This is a genomic window from Lutimaribacter degradans, assembly GCF_023703375.1.
In the GTDB taxonomy this organism is placed as follows: Bacteria; Pseudomonadota; Alphaproteobacteria; order Rhodobacterales; family Rhodobacteraceae; genus Lutimaribacter; species Lutimaribacter degradans.
On record NZ_JAMQGO010000002.1, the window covers coordinates 359,504 to 373,561 of the forward strand.

Below are 14,058 nucleotides of genomic sequence, written 5' to 3' on the forward strand. Positions count from 1 at the left end.
CGGGTAATGTTGGCCTGCTGCGGTCAGAGCTTGTCTCGGAAGCGGGCCAACGCCTGCTCGTAGACCGCGCGCTTGAATGGCACGATCTGGTCGACAACCTCGTCCGCCGGCAGCCAGCGCCATTCGGAAAATTCGGGATGATCGGTGGCGATGTTCACCTGCTCGTCGCGGCCATGAAACCGCATGAGCACCCATTTCTGGCACTGCCCCTTGAATTGCCCCTTCCAGATTCGCGGCACGATCTCGTGCGGAAGGTCATAGGTCAGCCAGTCATCGGTTTCATCTTCGACAGTCACAAGATCGGGTGTGACGCCTGTTTCTTCGCACAGCTCACGCAGGGCCGCCTCGCGCGGGGTTTCACCGGGGTCGATGCCGCCCTGGGGCATTTGCCAGGCGGGGGTTTCGCTGTCGAGGCGCTGCCCGACGAACAAGGCGCCATCGGTATTCGCCAGCATGACACCCACGCAAGGCCGATAAGGGAGTTTGGCAATATCTTCCGGGCTCATGCCTGCCTCGCGGGTTGGAAAGGGAAACGGTGACAGCAAGGCCACGCCGGGGCAGATACCCCGGCGTGGCGCGCACCAAGCGCCTTATTCTTCTGCTGGCTTCAGCGCGCTGAAGCCGCGCAGGATGTCGACGGCATAGGCCAGTTGGTAATCCTCGTCGCGAAGCGCCGCGGATTTTTCGGCCTTGGCCCGGTCTTCCTCGATCTGGCGAACCTCGTCTTCGCTGAGCGAGTCGTTATCAAGACGCCCGCGCAGATCGGCCTCCGAGCGCGAGGGGCGAGCGTCGGCCTCTTCCTCGCCATTGGGGGCGCGGCGCGGCTGTTCGACAACGATATCGGGGCTGACACCCAGCGCCTGGATCGACCGGCCCGAAGGCGTGTAGTAGCGCGCCGTGGTCAGGCGCATGGCCCCGTCGCCGCGCAACGGCATCACCGTCTGGACCGAGCCCTTGCCAAAGCTCTTGGTGCCCACGACGATCGCGCGGCGATGATCCTGCAGGGCGCCAGCGACGATCTCCGAGGCCGAGGCCGAGCCGCCGTTGATCAGCACCACCACCGGCTTTCCCTCGGCCAGGTCGCCAGGCGTCGCGTTGTAGCGGTCGCCATCGGCCGGATCGCGCCCACGGGTCGAAACGATTTCCCCCTTGTCCAGGAAGGCGTCACTGACGCGGATCGCCTGGGTCAGCAGGCCGCCGGGGTTGTTGCGCAGATCCAGCACGATGCCGCTGGCCTGCTCGATGCCGCCCAATTCTTCGAGCGATTTTTCCAGCCCCTCTTCGAGATCGTCGTAGGTCTGGTCGTTGAAAGTCGTCACGCGCAGCACCACGGCGTTGCCTTCGATGCGGGTCCGCACGGCCTGCAACTTGATCGTGTCGCGCACGATCGAGATGTCGAAGGGTTCGACCTCGTCTTCGCGCACGATGGTGATCACGATCTCGCTGCCCACGGGGCCACGCATCTTGTCTACCGCCTCGTCCAGGGTCAGGCCCAACACGCTTTCGCCATCGACATGGGTTATGAAATCACCCGCCTCGACACCCGCCTCGGCGGCGGGCGTGCTGTCGATGGGCGACACGACCTTCACGAACCCCTCTTCCTGGGTCACCTCGATACCCAGGCCGCCGAATTCGCCGCGCGTCTGAACGCGCATGTCGGCGGCATCGTCGGGCGAAAGATAGCTGGAATGCGGATCAAGCGATGTCAGCATGCCGTTGATCGCCGCTTCTATCAGCTCCTTGTCGTTCACCTCTTCGACATATTGCGCGCGGATACGCTCGAAAATGTCGCCGAAAAGATCCAGTTGTTCATAGACAGTGGTCTGGTTGTCGGCCTCTTGCGCGACAAGCGGGCCCGCCACCTGCGTGGTGACCACGGCACCGGCCAAGGTGCCGCCCAGCGCGGCCATGACGAATTTCTTCATCTTTCAGTCATCCTTCCTGCATTGCGAACCATGTCGCCGGATCGACCGGCTGGTTGTCTTGCCTGACTTCTATATAGAGCGTTTCGGGCCGCATGTTTCCAGCCCCCTCGCCGGATTGTGTGATCACCGCGCCCGTTTCTGCCTCTTCACCGCCCATCAGACCCACCGGGCTGCCTGCTGGCAGCACCTCTCCGGTGGCACCATAGACGATATCGAGGCCCGCCAGCACGAACAACGTGCCCGACTGCGGTTCGAGAATCATCACGTTGCCCATTTCAAGCAACGGCCCGCGATAACGGATCGTTGCCGCCGTGGGCGTGGTGACCAGCGCGCGCGGACGCGTGGCCAGCACGATGCCCGGACGAGTGATGCCGGCGGCATCCGCCTCGCCCGCGCGGCGCAACAGTTGCCCCTGCACCGGCATTGGCAGCGCCCCCTTGTGGTGCGAAATGTCGGGCAGGCTGCCGGGGCTTTCCTCTTGGGCAATCTGGCTGAGCCCACTGGCGAAACCCTCGAGTGTCTCGCTCGACGCAATCAGGATCGCGGTTTTCACCGGATCCTCGGTAAAGCGGCGCGGCAGGGGCTGGCGATCGGCCACCGCCTGGCTGAGCGCGGTGCGCGCCTCTTGCACGCCATCGAGGCCCTGCCGGAGCGTGTCGGCGGCGGTTTCCTGCAAGGCGCGCAGCGTGCGCACCTCGGTCAGCTTGGCGCGCAGGCCCTCGGCACGCGCGTTGAGAGCGGGCGCCACATCGGCCAGGATCATCCCGGAACGCGCCGTCCCCGTCGGCCCCGAGGGGTGCAGGAACAGCACCGGCGCGGGCGACTGGCCCATCGCCTGCAACACCCCCAGAAGGCGGGCGATCTCGTCCTCGCGGGCCTGCAGTTCGGCCAGCAGGCGGCGTTCGCGGATGGCGGCGCGGCGCAAGCCGTCGCGCATCGCCTCAAGCCCGTCTTCGAAAGCGCGCAGGGTTTCTGTCAGGGCCTTGACGCGGTTGCGGGCGCTGTCGGCGCGATCCAGTTGGCGCGAGGCCTCGTCCAGGCGCTGTGCCGCGGCACGCGCGGCACTGGCCGGGTCGGGCGCGGTTTGCGCCGCAACCGGCGCAGCCAGCGCAATGGCCAGAGACAGGGCGGCAGCGCGGATCATGCGAGCAGCGATTCCCCCGTCATTTCGGATGGCTGCGGCAGGCCCATGAGCTGCAACAGCGTTGGCGCAAGGTCGGCCAGGCGGCCCGGCTTCAGCCGCACGTCCGCAGGCCCGCCCACTAGAACCACCGGCACCGGGTTAGTGGTATGCGCCGTATGCGGCCCGCCGGTTTCGGGGTCGCGCATCAATTCGCAATTGCCGTGATCGGCCGTGACGATCATCGCCCCCCCTGCCCGTTCCAGTGCGTCCAGCACCTGCCCCAGCCCCTGGTCGACCGCCTCGCAGGCAGCGATGGCGGCGGCCAGGTCGCCGGTATGACCGACCATGTCAGGGTTGGCGTAATTTGTCACGATCAGGTCGTAGCCATCGGCAATTGCACCAACGAAATGTTCGGTCACTTCGGCGGCACTCATTTCCGGTTGCAGATCATAGGTGGCCACCTTGGGGCTGGCGGCCATGTAGCGATCTTCGCCCGGCTCGGGGTTTTCTTTACCGCCGTTCAGGAAAAAGGTGACGTGGGGGTATTTCTCGGTCTCGGCCAGGTGGAACTGGCGCTTGCCATGCGCGGCCACCCATTCGGCCAGGGTGTTGCGAATGTCCCGCGGCGGAAACATCGTGCCCATCCAGTCATTGTGGGCCTCGGAATATTCGACCATTCCCAGCACCAAGGCCCAGTCGGGGCGGTTCGATACGTCGAACTCGGCGAAATCGGGCTGGGCCACGGCGCGCAGGATTTCGCGCGCACGGTCAGCGCGGAAATTCAGGCAAAAGAACCCGTCGCCGTCATGTGCGCCTGCGTAATCGCTCACCACCGTGGCGGTGATGAACTCGTCGGTTTCCGACCGATTATACGCCGCGTCGACGGCGCGCCGCCCCGACGAGGCGTGCAGGCCCTGAGCACGGATCATGACGTCGTACGCTTCCTGCACGCGGTCCCAGCGATTGTCGCGGTCCATGGCGAAATAGCGCCCCGTAACGGTGCCGACGCGCGCGCCTTCGGGCAGCCCTTCCTGGAGTTGTGCCATGTAGGAAAAGGCCGATTTGGGCGCCACGTCGCGCCCGTCGGTGACGGCATGGAGCACCACCGGCACCCCGGCGGCGGCAATGGCGCGGATCGCGGCCAGGATATGGGTGATGTGCCCATGCACCCCGCCATCCGACAAAAGCCCCATCAGATGCGCGGTGCCGCCAGTTTCGCGCAGTCGTGCGATGAAATCGCGCAGCGAGTCATTGGCCGCGAAAGAGCCATCCTCGACCGCCAGGTCGATCTGGCCCAGGTCCATCGTGACCACGCGGCCCGCACCGATATTCGTATGTCCCACCTCGGAATTACCCATTTGCCCGCGCGGAAGGCCCACATCGGTGCCATGCGTGACAAGCAGGTTATGCGGGCAACTGGCCCATATGCGGTCGAAATTCGGGGTCTTGGCCTGTGCCACCGCGTTGTCGGCCATCTCCTCGCGATGGCCCCAGCCATCGAGGATGCACAGCACAACGGGTTTCGGGGTGGACATGATGCGACTCCTGCCTTGGTTGGTGGGGTTCTAACGCCTTGCGCAGGCGGGGTGAACCTGTTTTCCTGACGCACCGCTTGGGGGGTTGCGCCGCGCCCTGCGATGTCTATAACCCACGACAATTTGCGCACGGCGACTCTGCCCTGCCGCTGCGCCCGCTGCCCGCAAAAACCAGAGGTCCCGACATGCCCAAAAGAACCGATATCAACTCAATCATGATCATCGGCGCAGGGCCCATCATCATCGGGCAAGCCTGCGAATTCGACTATTCCGGCGCGCAAGCCTGCAAGGCGCTCAGGGAAGAGGGATACCGGGTTATCCTGGTCAACTCGAACCCCGCCACGATCATGACCGATCCGGGCCTGGCCGACGCCACCTATATCGAGCCGATCACCCCCGAGGTCGTCGCCAAGATCATCGAGAAGGAACGCCCCGACGCGCTGCTGCCCACGATGGGCGGGCAAACCGGGCTGAACACCAGCCTGGCGCTTGCCGATATGGGCGTGCTGGAAAAATTCGGGGTCGAACTTATCGGCGCCAATCGCGAGGCCATCGAGATGGCCGAAGACCGCAAGCTGTTCCGCGAGGCGATGGACCGGCTGGGAATCGAGAACCCCAAGGCCACCATCGTCACCGCGCCCAAGGATGCGCAGGGCCATTTCGACCTTGAGACCGGCGTAGCCAAGGCGCTTGAGGCGCTCGAAGATATCGGCCTGCCCGCCATCATCCGCCCCGCCTATACGCTGGGCGGCACCGGCGGCGGCGTGGCCTATAACCGCGACGATTACATACATTTCTGCCGGTCCGGCATGGATGCAAGCCCGGTGGGCCAGATCCTTGTCGATGAAAGCCTTTTGGGCTGGAAGGAATTCGAGATGGAGGTTGTGCGCGACAAGGCGGACAACGCGATCATCGTGTGTTCCATCGAAAACGTCGATCCGATGGGCGTGCACACGGGCGATTCCATCACCGTGGCGCCCGCGCTGACGCTGACCGACAAGGAATACCAGATCATGCGAAACGGCAGCATCGCCGTGCTGCGCGAGATCGGGGTGGAGACCGGCGGCTCGAACGTGCAATGGGCCATTAACCCCGAAGACGGCCGCATGGTCGTGATCGAGATGAACCCCCGAGTCAGCCGCTCTTCGGCACTGGCATCAAAGGCCACGGGCTTTCCGATTGCCAAGATCGCGGCAAAACTGGCCGTGGGCTACACGCTCGACGAGCTGGATAACGACATCACCAAGGTCACGCCCGCCAGTTTCGAGCCGACGGTTGATTACGTCGTCACCAAGATCCCGAAATTCGCGTTCGAGAAATTCCCCGGCTCCAAGCCCCATCTGACCACGGCGATGAAATCGGTGGGCGAGGCGATGGCCATTGGCCGCACGATCCACGAGTCGCTGCAAAAGGCGTTGGCGTCGATGGAATCGGGTCTGACCGGGTTCGACGAGGTCGAGATAGAAGGGGCGCCCGACCGCGCCGCCGTGATCAAGGCGATCAGTGAACAGACGCCCGACCGGATGCGCACCATCGCGCAGGCCATGCGCCACGGCCTGTCGGACGATGACATCCACGGCGTCACCATGTTCGACCCGTGGTTCCTTGCGCGTATCCGCGAGATCGTCGAGACCGAGGCCGAGATCCGCAAGAACGGCCTGCCCGTCACCGAAAACGGCCTGCGCCGTTTGAAAATGATGGGCTTTACCGATGCACGCCTGGCCAAGCTGACAGGCCGGACCGAGGCCAATGTGCGCCGCGCGCGGCAAAACCTGGGCGTGACGGCCGTGTTCAAGCGGATCGACACCTGCGCCGCCGAGTTCGAGGCCCAGACACCCTACATGTATTCCACCTACGAAGCGCCCGCCATGGACGAGGTGGAATGCGAGGCACGCCCCAGCGACCGCAAGAAGGTGGTCATTCTCGGGGGCGGACCCAACCGGATCGGCCAGGGGATCGAGTTCGATTACTGCTGCTGTCACGCCTGTTTCGCGCTGACCGATGCGGGCTACGAGACGATCATGATCAACTGCAACCCCGAGACGGTTTCCACCGACTACGACACCTCGGACCGGCTGTATTTCGAGCCACTGACTTTCGAGCACGTGATGGAAATCCTGCGGGTCGAGCAGGAGAACGGCACCCTGCACGGCGTGATCGTGCAGTTCGGCGGCCAGACGCCGCTGAAACTGGCCAACGCGCTGTACGAAGAAGGTATCCCGATCCTGGGCACAACGCCCGACGCGATCGACCTGGCCGAAGACCGCGAGCGTTTCCAGCAAATGGTCAACAAGCTGGGGCTGAAACAGCCCCATAACGGTATTGCCAGCACCGACGCGCAGGCATTGGCCATTGCCGAGGATATCGGCTTTCCGCTGGTCATCCGCCCCTCTTACGTACTGGGCGGGCGGGCGATGGAAATCGTGCGCGACATGGCCCACCTGGAACGCTACATCGCCGAGGCAGTGGTGGTTTCGGGCGACAGCCCCGTGTTGCTGGACAACTACCTGTCAGGCGCCATCGAATGTGATGTCGATGCGCTTTGCGATGGCAAGACCGTGCACGTGGCCGGCATCATGCAGCATATCGAGGAGGCGGGCGTGCATTCGGGCGACAGCGCCTGTTCGCTGCCCCCCTACAGCCTGCCGCGTGACATCATCGACGAGATCAAGCGCCAGACCGAGGCCCTGGCGCTAGAGCTGGGCGTCGTCGGCCTGATGAACGTGCAATTCGCCGTCAAGGATGGCGACATCTACCTGATCGAGGTGAACCCACGCGCCAGCCGCACAGTGCCCTTTGTTGCCAAGGCCACCGACAGCGCGATTGCGTCCATCGCGGCACGGCTGATGGCGGGCGAACCGATGGAGAATTTCCCGCTGCGCGCGCGCTATCCCAAAGGTGCGTTGCCGGGGTCGCAACCCATGGCCGACCCGCTGACGCTGGCCGACCCGGACATGCCGTGGTTCTCGGTGAAAGAGGCGGTTCTGCCCTTCGCCCGCTTCCCCGGCGTCGACACCATCCTGGGCCCCGAGATGCGCTCGACCGGCGAGGTGATGGGCTGGGACGTGTCCTTTGCCATGGCCTTTCTCAAGGCACAGCTTGGTGCCGGCAGCGACCTGCCACGAGAGGGCAAGGTGTTCATCTCGATCAAGGACGATGACAAGACCGACGCCATGGCTGATGCCGCTCGCACGCTGGTCGAGCTGGGGCTGACACTGGTCGGCACGCGTGGCACCGCGAAATGGTTGCAGGATGCCGGTGTTGAGTGCGCCACCGTCAACAAGGTCTACGAAGGCCGCCCGAACATCGTCGACACGCTGAAGGACGGCGAAATCGCCCTTGTGTTCAACACGACCGAAGGCAGCCAGGCGGTCGAAGACAGCCGCGAGATCCGCTCGGTCGCGCTCTATGACAAGATCCCCTACTTCACCACCGCTGCGGGCGCCATCGCCGCCGTGCAGGCGATGGAGGCGCGGACCAAGGGCGATTTCGGGGTCCAGGCCCTGCAAGGCGGCGTGCCTGCCTGAACGTGCGCGCACGGAACATGACAAGGCCCTCAGGTTTCACGACCGGCGGGCCTTTTCATGGGTCCAACTGCGGCGTTTGAAGGCTTTCAGTTTTTACCCTCTTCAAGGTGCAGCTTCATGTCCAACAGCACGCGTTGCAGCGCCACGGCTTCCTTGAGAAGTAGCTTCGTCTCGCTTACGGAAATCACGCCATCCTCGATGGATTGCTGGTACTCGGCTATCAGCATGGCAAACCGCTGGCTCAGGGCGAGCACATCGGAATTGACGCCACTGCTTTTGGCACGGTTCGGGCGATGCCTGTCAATCGACAGGGTGATCCCGCCCAGCTCGGCCAGTGCGCTGGTGACATGAGGATAGGCGCTGGTTTCTTCCAGCTTGGCAACCGTGTCGATGGGCATGAACCGGTCGGCATGTTCATCGTGATCCGAGTAATACCGCCCCAACGTGGCCTTGGATTTTCCGGTCAGTTCACAGGCTTTTTCGACCCCGACAGATTTCACCAGGGCCTCGGTATGCTTTTTCAGATAACTGCCCATCGCATTCATGATCGGACCTTTTCTTATTGTGGGAAATCTCGCGCGCGTTTCCCCTTAAAGTCTTCGACAGCATTTGTCATGTAAGAAGAAACCACATGGTTTTTAAGGGTTTTGACGAGTGGCCGGCCCACCCCGGGGCTGGCAAGCGTGTGGGGTTTGTCGCGCCTTTGCTGCGAGGGACAGCAAAGCCGGTTTCCCGGCAGCCGCGCGACGAACCCGTTTTTTCGTTTCATTCGACCCCGACATCGGCAACACGGCTGTACAATATTACGCCCCGTCCTTGTTCTTTCGGGCGCGCGGCCGTCTTGCCAATATGGTCAAAGCCGGACTATGCCCACGCCATGGCAAAGCTGCATTTCAATTTTTCCACGATGAACGCCGGGAAATCGACCGCCCTGCTACAGGCGGCGCATAACTACAGCGAGCGTGGAATGGTGCCCTACCTGATGACCGCGCAACTGGACACGCGCGCCGGAAAGGGCCGAATCGCCAGCAGAATCGGCATTGGCAGCGATGCCGATACATTCGCGCCGGGCGAAGACATGTTTTCCAAGATCACCACTCGCTTGGCCCAAGGCCCGGTGGCTTGCGTTTTCGTGGACGAGGCGCAGTTTTTACAGCCTGCACAAGCTTGGCAACTTGCCCGCGCGGTTGATGACCTCAACGTGCCAGTCATGGCCTATGGGTTGCGGGTCGATTTCATGGGCCAGTTGTTTCCCGGCTCGGCCGCGCTGTTGGCGGTCGCCGATGAAATGCGTGAGGTGCGCACGATTTGCCATTGCGGGAAAAAGGCCACGATGGTTGTGCGCAAGGATGGCGAAGGCCGCGTGATGCGCGACGGCGCGCAAGTCCAGATCGGCGGCAATGAAACCTATGTCAGCCTGTGCCGCCGCCACTGGCGCGAGGCCACCGGCGACCACCAGCCCGGTTAACGTTCGCCGTACAGCCGCCCGCACCGAACCCGGCGCGACTTCGGCCAGCCCGATCATTTCCGTAACACACATGGCGCTTATGGACCGGCCGCGGGCAGATCGGTCGACCTCCGAATGGCTCATGTCTTGAAGGGGCGCCGCTCATGCTAGGGTCAGGGCTCGTTCTTGCTTCATAGCCAATAGATGACGGTTGCGGCCAGGCTGGTCGCGGTCCGGTGTGGCTTCAGATACGTAGCGTCGATCATGACCGTCTTTTTCTCGCCGTGCTCGGCGGCCAAGCCAACCATGATGCGTGCAAAGGCGCCCTTGTCGCTCCATCGCTTCCAGCGGTTATAAAGTGTCCTGTGCGGTCCCTATTCCGCAGGTGCATCTCGCCACTGCAACCCATTGCGATTGAAGAAGATAATCCCGCTCAGCACACGCCGGTCATCGACGCGCGGCTACCGTGGGACTTCGGGAAATAGGGCTTCAGACGCGCCATCTGCGCGTCGGTCAGTCAGGAGAGATCAGACATGTTCACCGCTCGTTTTTCGAACCGTGAATCACGCTACCCAGCGGAAATCAATGGGTCGTGCCTCCAAGCCATCGGCAAGTCGCTTTTCGAGGGCTGGCTACTGTCCCGATTTCACTACGGAGCCGGTTCAACGATTTTCAGCAGTCAGCATATCCGCCAACCTGTGCGCCAATTCGCTCTTGCGAAAGGGCTTGCGCAGAAAGCCAATGCGTGGGTCGAGCTGCACGTCAGGTGCGGTAATCTCTTCAGCGTGACCGGAAACCAGGAGCACGGGAAGACCCGGCCACCTCTCGATCACGATTTCAGCCAACTCTCGACCGCTAAAGCCGCCAGGCATGACTATGTCGGAGACCAAAAGATCAAATTCCTCGCCAGCTTCTAGACGGTTCAATGCCATGGCGGCGCGCGACTCAGACTCGACCTCGTATCCGAGCGCTCGGACGATCATGCAGATGTAGTCCCGCACCTGATCCTCATCATCGATCACGAGAATGCGTGCGCGCGGCAGGTCTTTCTGGGCGGCAGGCTGGACCTCTGGCGCATCGTGGTCGTCGGCCGGCTGGGCGTAACGTGGCAGCAGTAACTCGACCGTGGTGCCTTTGCCCATTTCGCTTTGAACGCGCACTTGCCCACCGGACTGATGCACGAAACCATGAACCATGCTCAGGCCCAACCCGCTTCCTGCACCGACAGGCTTGGTGGTGAAGAATGGCTCGAATGCCTGGGCCAGTGTATCGTCATCCATCCCTGCGCCGGTGTCCGAGACTGCCACGCGCACGTATTCGCCCTCTTGCGGTGTGCCAGGAGAGGTTGGTCCATTCAATGTTACCGAGTTTGTCACAATGTGGAGCGAACCACCATCTGGCATCGCATCGCGTGCATTAACGCAAAGATTGAGCAGCGCGTTTTCGAACATTGCTCGGTCGACATAGATAAAGCCAAGGCAATCATCGAGGTGTAACTCCAGCGTGATTGCCGGAGTTATCGAGCGCTCAATCAGCATTCGCATGCCTTCGATGAGCTCATTTGCCTGGAAAATACCGGGTGAAAGCGACTGTTTGCGCGCAAAGGCAAGCAAGTGGTGCGTCAAGTCGGCAGCGCTCTCGGACGCGATCATGATCTGCCGTGCCATGGTTGCGCTCGATTGGTCGGCTGCCAGCGTGTCGGTCAGCGCTTCGGCATTGCCCATGATCACGGTTAAAAGGTTATTGAAATCATGCGCAATTCCCCCCGTCAGTTGGCCTACCGCATCCAGCCGTTGCGATTGGCGCAACTGCGCCTCCAGCGCCTTTTTCTCGGAAAGATCGATAATGTTCCCGATCACGCGAACCGGCTCTCCTGCATCATTGCGCAAAAGGCTCGCCCGTTCGCGGACGGGAATATACTCGCCGTCGGGTCTCCGCAGCCGATACTCAACCTCCCAGTAATCCTGAACGCTTCGGGTCGCTGCCTCGATTGCTGCTTCGACCCCGGCGATGTCGTCGGGATGGACGCTATCGACCCACGCGCTTCGCGGAACTCTTTGGGGCCCCGGTGGGATGTCAGGCAGCCAAAAAGCCGCGTCATTTACCCAAGTCATGTCTGTGACAACGTCACGGTCAAAGATGAAGTCGCTCGATACATGCGCCACGTGGCGGAAACGTTCTTCGACGCGGCGCTGCGCGGTCACATCCCGCAGAAAGATCATCAGCGTTTCGGGCGCAGGATGAGCATGCACTTCGAACCAGCAGCCCAGTCTTGCGTAGTACAGTTCAGTTTTCTCCGGTGTCTGCCGCTCCATCACCCTGCGAAAAAAACTTTCGAATTTGCTGCCCACTAGGTCCGGGAGCAGTTTCCAAAAGGAAACTCCCTGAACTTCGTGGATTGGCAGTAAGGTGTCGATGGCGCTCTGGTTTGCGTAGGTAACGCGCCAATCAGTATCCATAACCAGGACGCCATCTGTTGTGCTTGCCAACAGGGCCGACAGTTCCGCCTCTCGTTCGGCAAGCTGCCGGGCGCCGTCCGCAACGGCGGCGTTGGCCCGCACCAGTGATCGATTTTGCCAGATCATAACAAACAACAGTATCAATACGGCCGCGAACAGGGAGCGGTTAAGCACTTTCTGGGCGGCTTGCCTGTTGCGCAATTCTTCTCTGGCCTGTGTCCTCTCGTTCAAGCCGTGCGCAAAGGCGCTCATGGCCAGCCGGTTGACAGCTTGTTTGATCACGCCAGCCTGTTCAATAGCGTCTGCAATGTCGCCAGGCTCGGCGAGGGCGTCTGAAGCTGCGCGCTCATCGGCGAGTTGCAACAACGTTCTACCGAGCCTTTCCATATCCGCGACCAGCGCGCCGTATTGGGCCTCGAGGCGCTGATCCCCCTCGATGAACTGGTGGAAGTCGCTGTTGCCCCAGTCTCTAATTCGGCTCTGAAGAATCTGGTGCCACAGGACAGCGGCATCGCGGCTGGGCTGGTCGTCCCGCAACGCAAGCCGTAGGACGTTCCGTTCCATCTCGCTGGCTTCATTGCGGCCCTGGAGGGCTGACGTTGGCCAGTCGTATGCCGTCACCCGGTCGAGGGCGTTTTGTGAAACGCCGACTCCATGGGCATAGATTATCGCGGCAACGAACAGGCAAATGCCCACCGTGCCGGTGATCAAGCGCAACCATTCAAGGCGCTTCATGACGTTATATCACTGTGTGCAGTCATTCGATCTCGATGGTATGGATTTGCCAGACGGAACGGGCATAGAAGAGCTCGTTGCGGACCTCCCTCACGTCGTCGTAAGGGAAAACGATGAACAGCGGACCTTTTTCAGCGATCCCCATGTATTCACCGTCCGTCTTGAATGCCATTATCGCATCGAAGCGGGTCAGGTCCGACAGGGGAATGTCGATACTGAAGTCGTTCAGGGCGTGAACATAGGCCGTCGTGCCCTGCGCCCCCACGGCGTCAAGGAAACGCGCCATGGGAACGCCCTCGAAGGTCGTCAGGCCATCATGCCAGGGGGTGGTTGTCACGATGCTGGTGCTTCCCATGGCCTCGACTTGTTCCAGCGTCAGGTTGATTTCGCCGTCGGTCACTTTTCCGGTGACAGAAAGGATCGTGTCGGAGGCGCTGGCAGGCGTCGCGAACACGAGTAAGACAGAAGCCGCAACCGAGGCGGCAAGGCAGCGGATATTCATACTTCCTCCAGCTGTCTGGTTTACGTCAGACAGTCCCACATTTGACTGAACCGCGAAAGTTCACAATCGGGCCAGTGCTCACTCGCGTTCGCGTGACCCAATGGTCTGTTCTGTTTCTGGCCGTTGTTACAGGTGTTCGCGGATTACAACGATGGCGTCACATACGCCGTTGTCTTGAGAGCATAGCTTATGGCCTGAGTCCAGCATAGAGAAGTGGAAGCTGGAACGCCTTTGCGCTCAGCGAACTCAGGCATCGCGACGCGTGCCCGCAAAAGACCGGGTGCCATCGACTTAGCCCGCAGCATCTGAGTTGGATTGACCGATAAGCGCTTGGCCCGTTACGCGGCGTTGCGGAATTTGGCCGAGTTTCGATGTCGCGCCAATGTCTGTATCCGATTGCTCGGTGTGGCCACGCCTGTTCTCGGGGCTGTCGGTTGCTCACACTGCGCCGACCGGCGTATCAACCGAAAGGGCCCTGATTCCAACTGAATGAACGTTCAGTGGCAGGTCACGATGCCAAGCGGACCGAGCCGGCAGGCAAAAAAAGCATAGCAGTCCCGCTCAACACGGGAGATTGTCACCCACCGTGGGTGAGCGCGGGCCTATATCGGCGGGAGGGGTCGACTCGCCAAACGTTGACATGAATGTACGCAAGAAACCCGACTGCTTGGATCGAGCTCTAACGTTTTTTTATATTTTATGAATTCTGGTTGCGGGGGTAGGATTTGAACCTACGACCTTCAGGTTATGAGCCTGACGAGCTACCGGGCTGCTCCACCCCGCGGAGGTTTGTTTGGATCGTTTG

Annotated in this window: 9 protein-coding genes, 1 tRNA gene and 1 pseudogene; 2 read left to right on the top strand and 9 right to left on the bottom strand. The window is 61.7% G+C overall.

All coding sequences use genetic code 11. The features are described from left to right. Window positions 1–23: 23 nt before the first annotated feature. The 4 genes from M8744_RS06230 to gpmI all read right to left on the bottom strand — a co-directional run bounded on the left by M8744_RS06230 (window position 24) and on the right by gpmI (window position 4,583). The gene (locus M8744_RS06230; RefSeq protein ID WP_251411085.1) at window positions 24–506 is read right to left on the bottom strand and encodes an RNA pyrophosphohydrolase; all 483 of its coding nucleotides are present in this window, start codon (window positions 504–506) and stop codon (window positions 24–26) included. A gap of 84 nt (window positions 507–590) precedes the next feature. Then, complete coding sequence (locus tag M8744_RS06235) at window positions 591–1,925, bottom strand: S41 family peptidase (protein WP_251411088.1); 1,335 nt, start codon at window positions 1,923–1,925, stop codon at window positions 591–593. A 7-nt stretch (window positions 1,926–1,932) separates the two neighbouring features. Next, window positions 1,933–3,069, bottom strand: a complete 1,137-nt coding sequence (locus tag M8744_RS06240; protein ID WP_251411091.1) for a murein hydrolase activator EnvC family protein — start codon at window positions 3,067–3,069, stop codon at window positions 1,933–1,935. Further along, window positions 3,066–4,583 (bottom strand): 2,3-bisphosphoglycerate-independent phosphoglycerate mutase, encoded by a 1,518-nt coding sequence (gpmI, locus tag M8744_RS06245; protein WP_251411094.1) that lies wholly within the window; start codon window positions 4,581–4,583, stop codon window positions 3,066–3,068. The genes M8744_RS06240 and gpmI overlap by 4 nt, the downstream gene beginning before the upstream one ends. Window positions 4,584–4,768: 185 nt before the next feature. Here gpmI and carB point away from each other — a divergent pair, with 185 nt between their 5' ends. Then, window positions 4,769–8,110: a carbamoyl-phosphate synthase large subunit gene (carB, locus tag M8744_RS06250; protein WP_251411097.1), complete on the top strand. Its 3,342-nt coding sequence runs from the start codon at window positions 4,769–4,771 to the stop codon at window positions 8,108–8,110. 86 nt (window positions 8,111–8,196) lie between these two features. On the opposite strand, the gene M8744_RS06255 is transcribed toward carB, so the two are convergent. After that, window positions 8,197–8,655: a hypothetical protein gene (locus tag M8744_RS06255; RefSeq protein WP_251411101.1), complete on the bottom strand. Its 459-nt coding sequence runs from the start codon at window positions 8,653–8,655 to the stop codon at window positions 8,197–8,199. A gap of 332 nt (window positions 8,656–8,987) precedes the next feature. Here M8744_RS06255 and M8744_RS06260 point away from each other — a divergent pair, with 332 nt between their 5' ends. After that, window positions 8,988–9,578 (top strand): thymidine kinase, encoded by a 591-nt coding sequence (locus M8744_RS06260; RefSeq protein ID WP_251411105.1) that lies wholly within the window; start codon window positions 8,988–8,990, stop codon window positions 9,576–9,578. A gap of 197 nt (window positions 9,579–9,775) precedes the next feature. Here the strand turns inward: M8744_RS06260 and M8744_RS06265 are convergent. The 4 genes and pseudogenes from M8744_RS06265 to M8744_RS06280 form a co-directional block, all read right to left on the bottom strand. Further along, window positions 9,776–10,059, bottom strand: a pseudogene (locus tag M8744_RS06265) (transposase); the annotation flags it as partial. Between the two features lie 160 nt (window positions 10,060–10,219). Further along, window positions 10,220–12,751, bottom strand: coding sequence for a hybrid sensor histidine kinase/response regulator (locus tag M8744_RS06270; RefSeq protein WP_251411108.1), 2,532 nt, complete (start codon window positions 12,749–12,751; stop codon window positions 10,220–10,222). A 22-nt stretch (window positions 12,752–12,773) separates the two neighbouring features. Further along, the gene (locus M8744_RS06275) at window positions 12,774–13,253 is read right to left on the bottom strand and encodes a putative pterin-binding protein (RefSeq protein WP_251411111.1); all 480 of its coding nucleotides are present in this window, start codon (window positions 13,251–13,253) and stop codon (window positions 12,774–12,776) included. Window positions 13,254–13,960: 707 nt separating this feature from the next. Beyond that, a tRNA-Met gene (locus M8744_RS06280) sits at window positions 13,961–14,037 on the bottom strand. Between the last annotated feature and the right edge of the window lie 21 nt (window positions 14,038–14,058).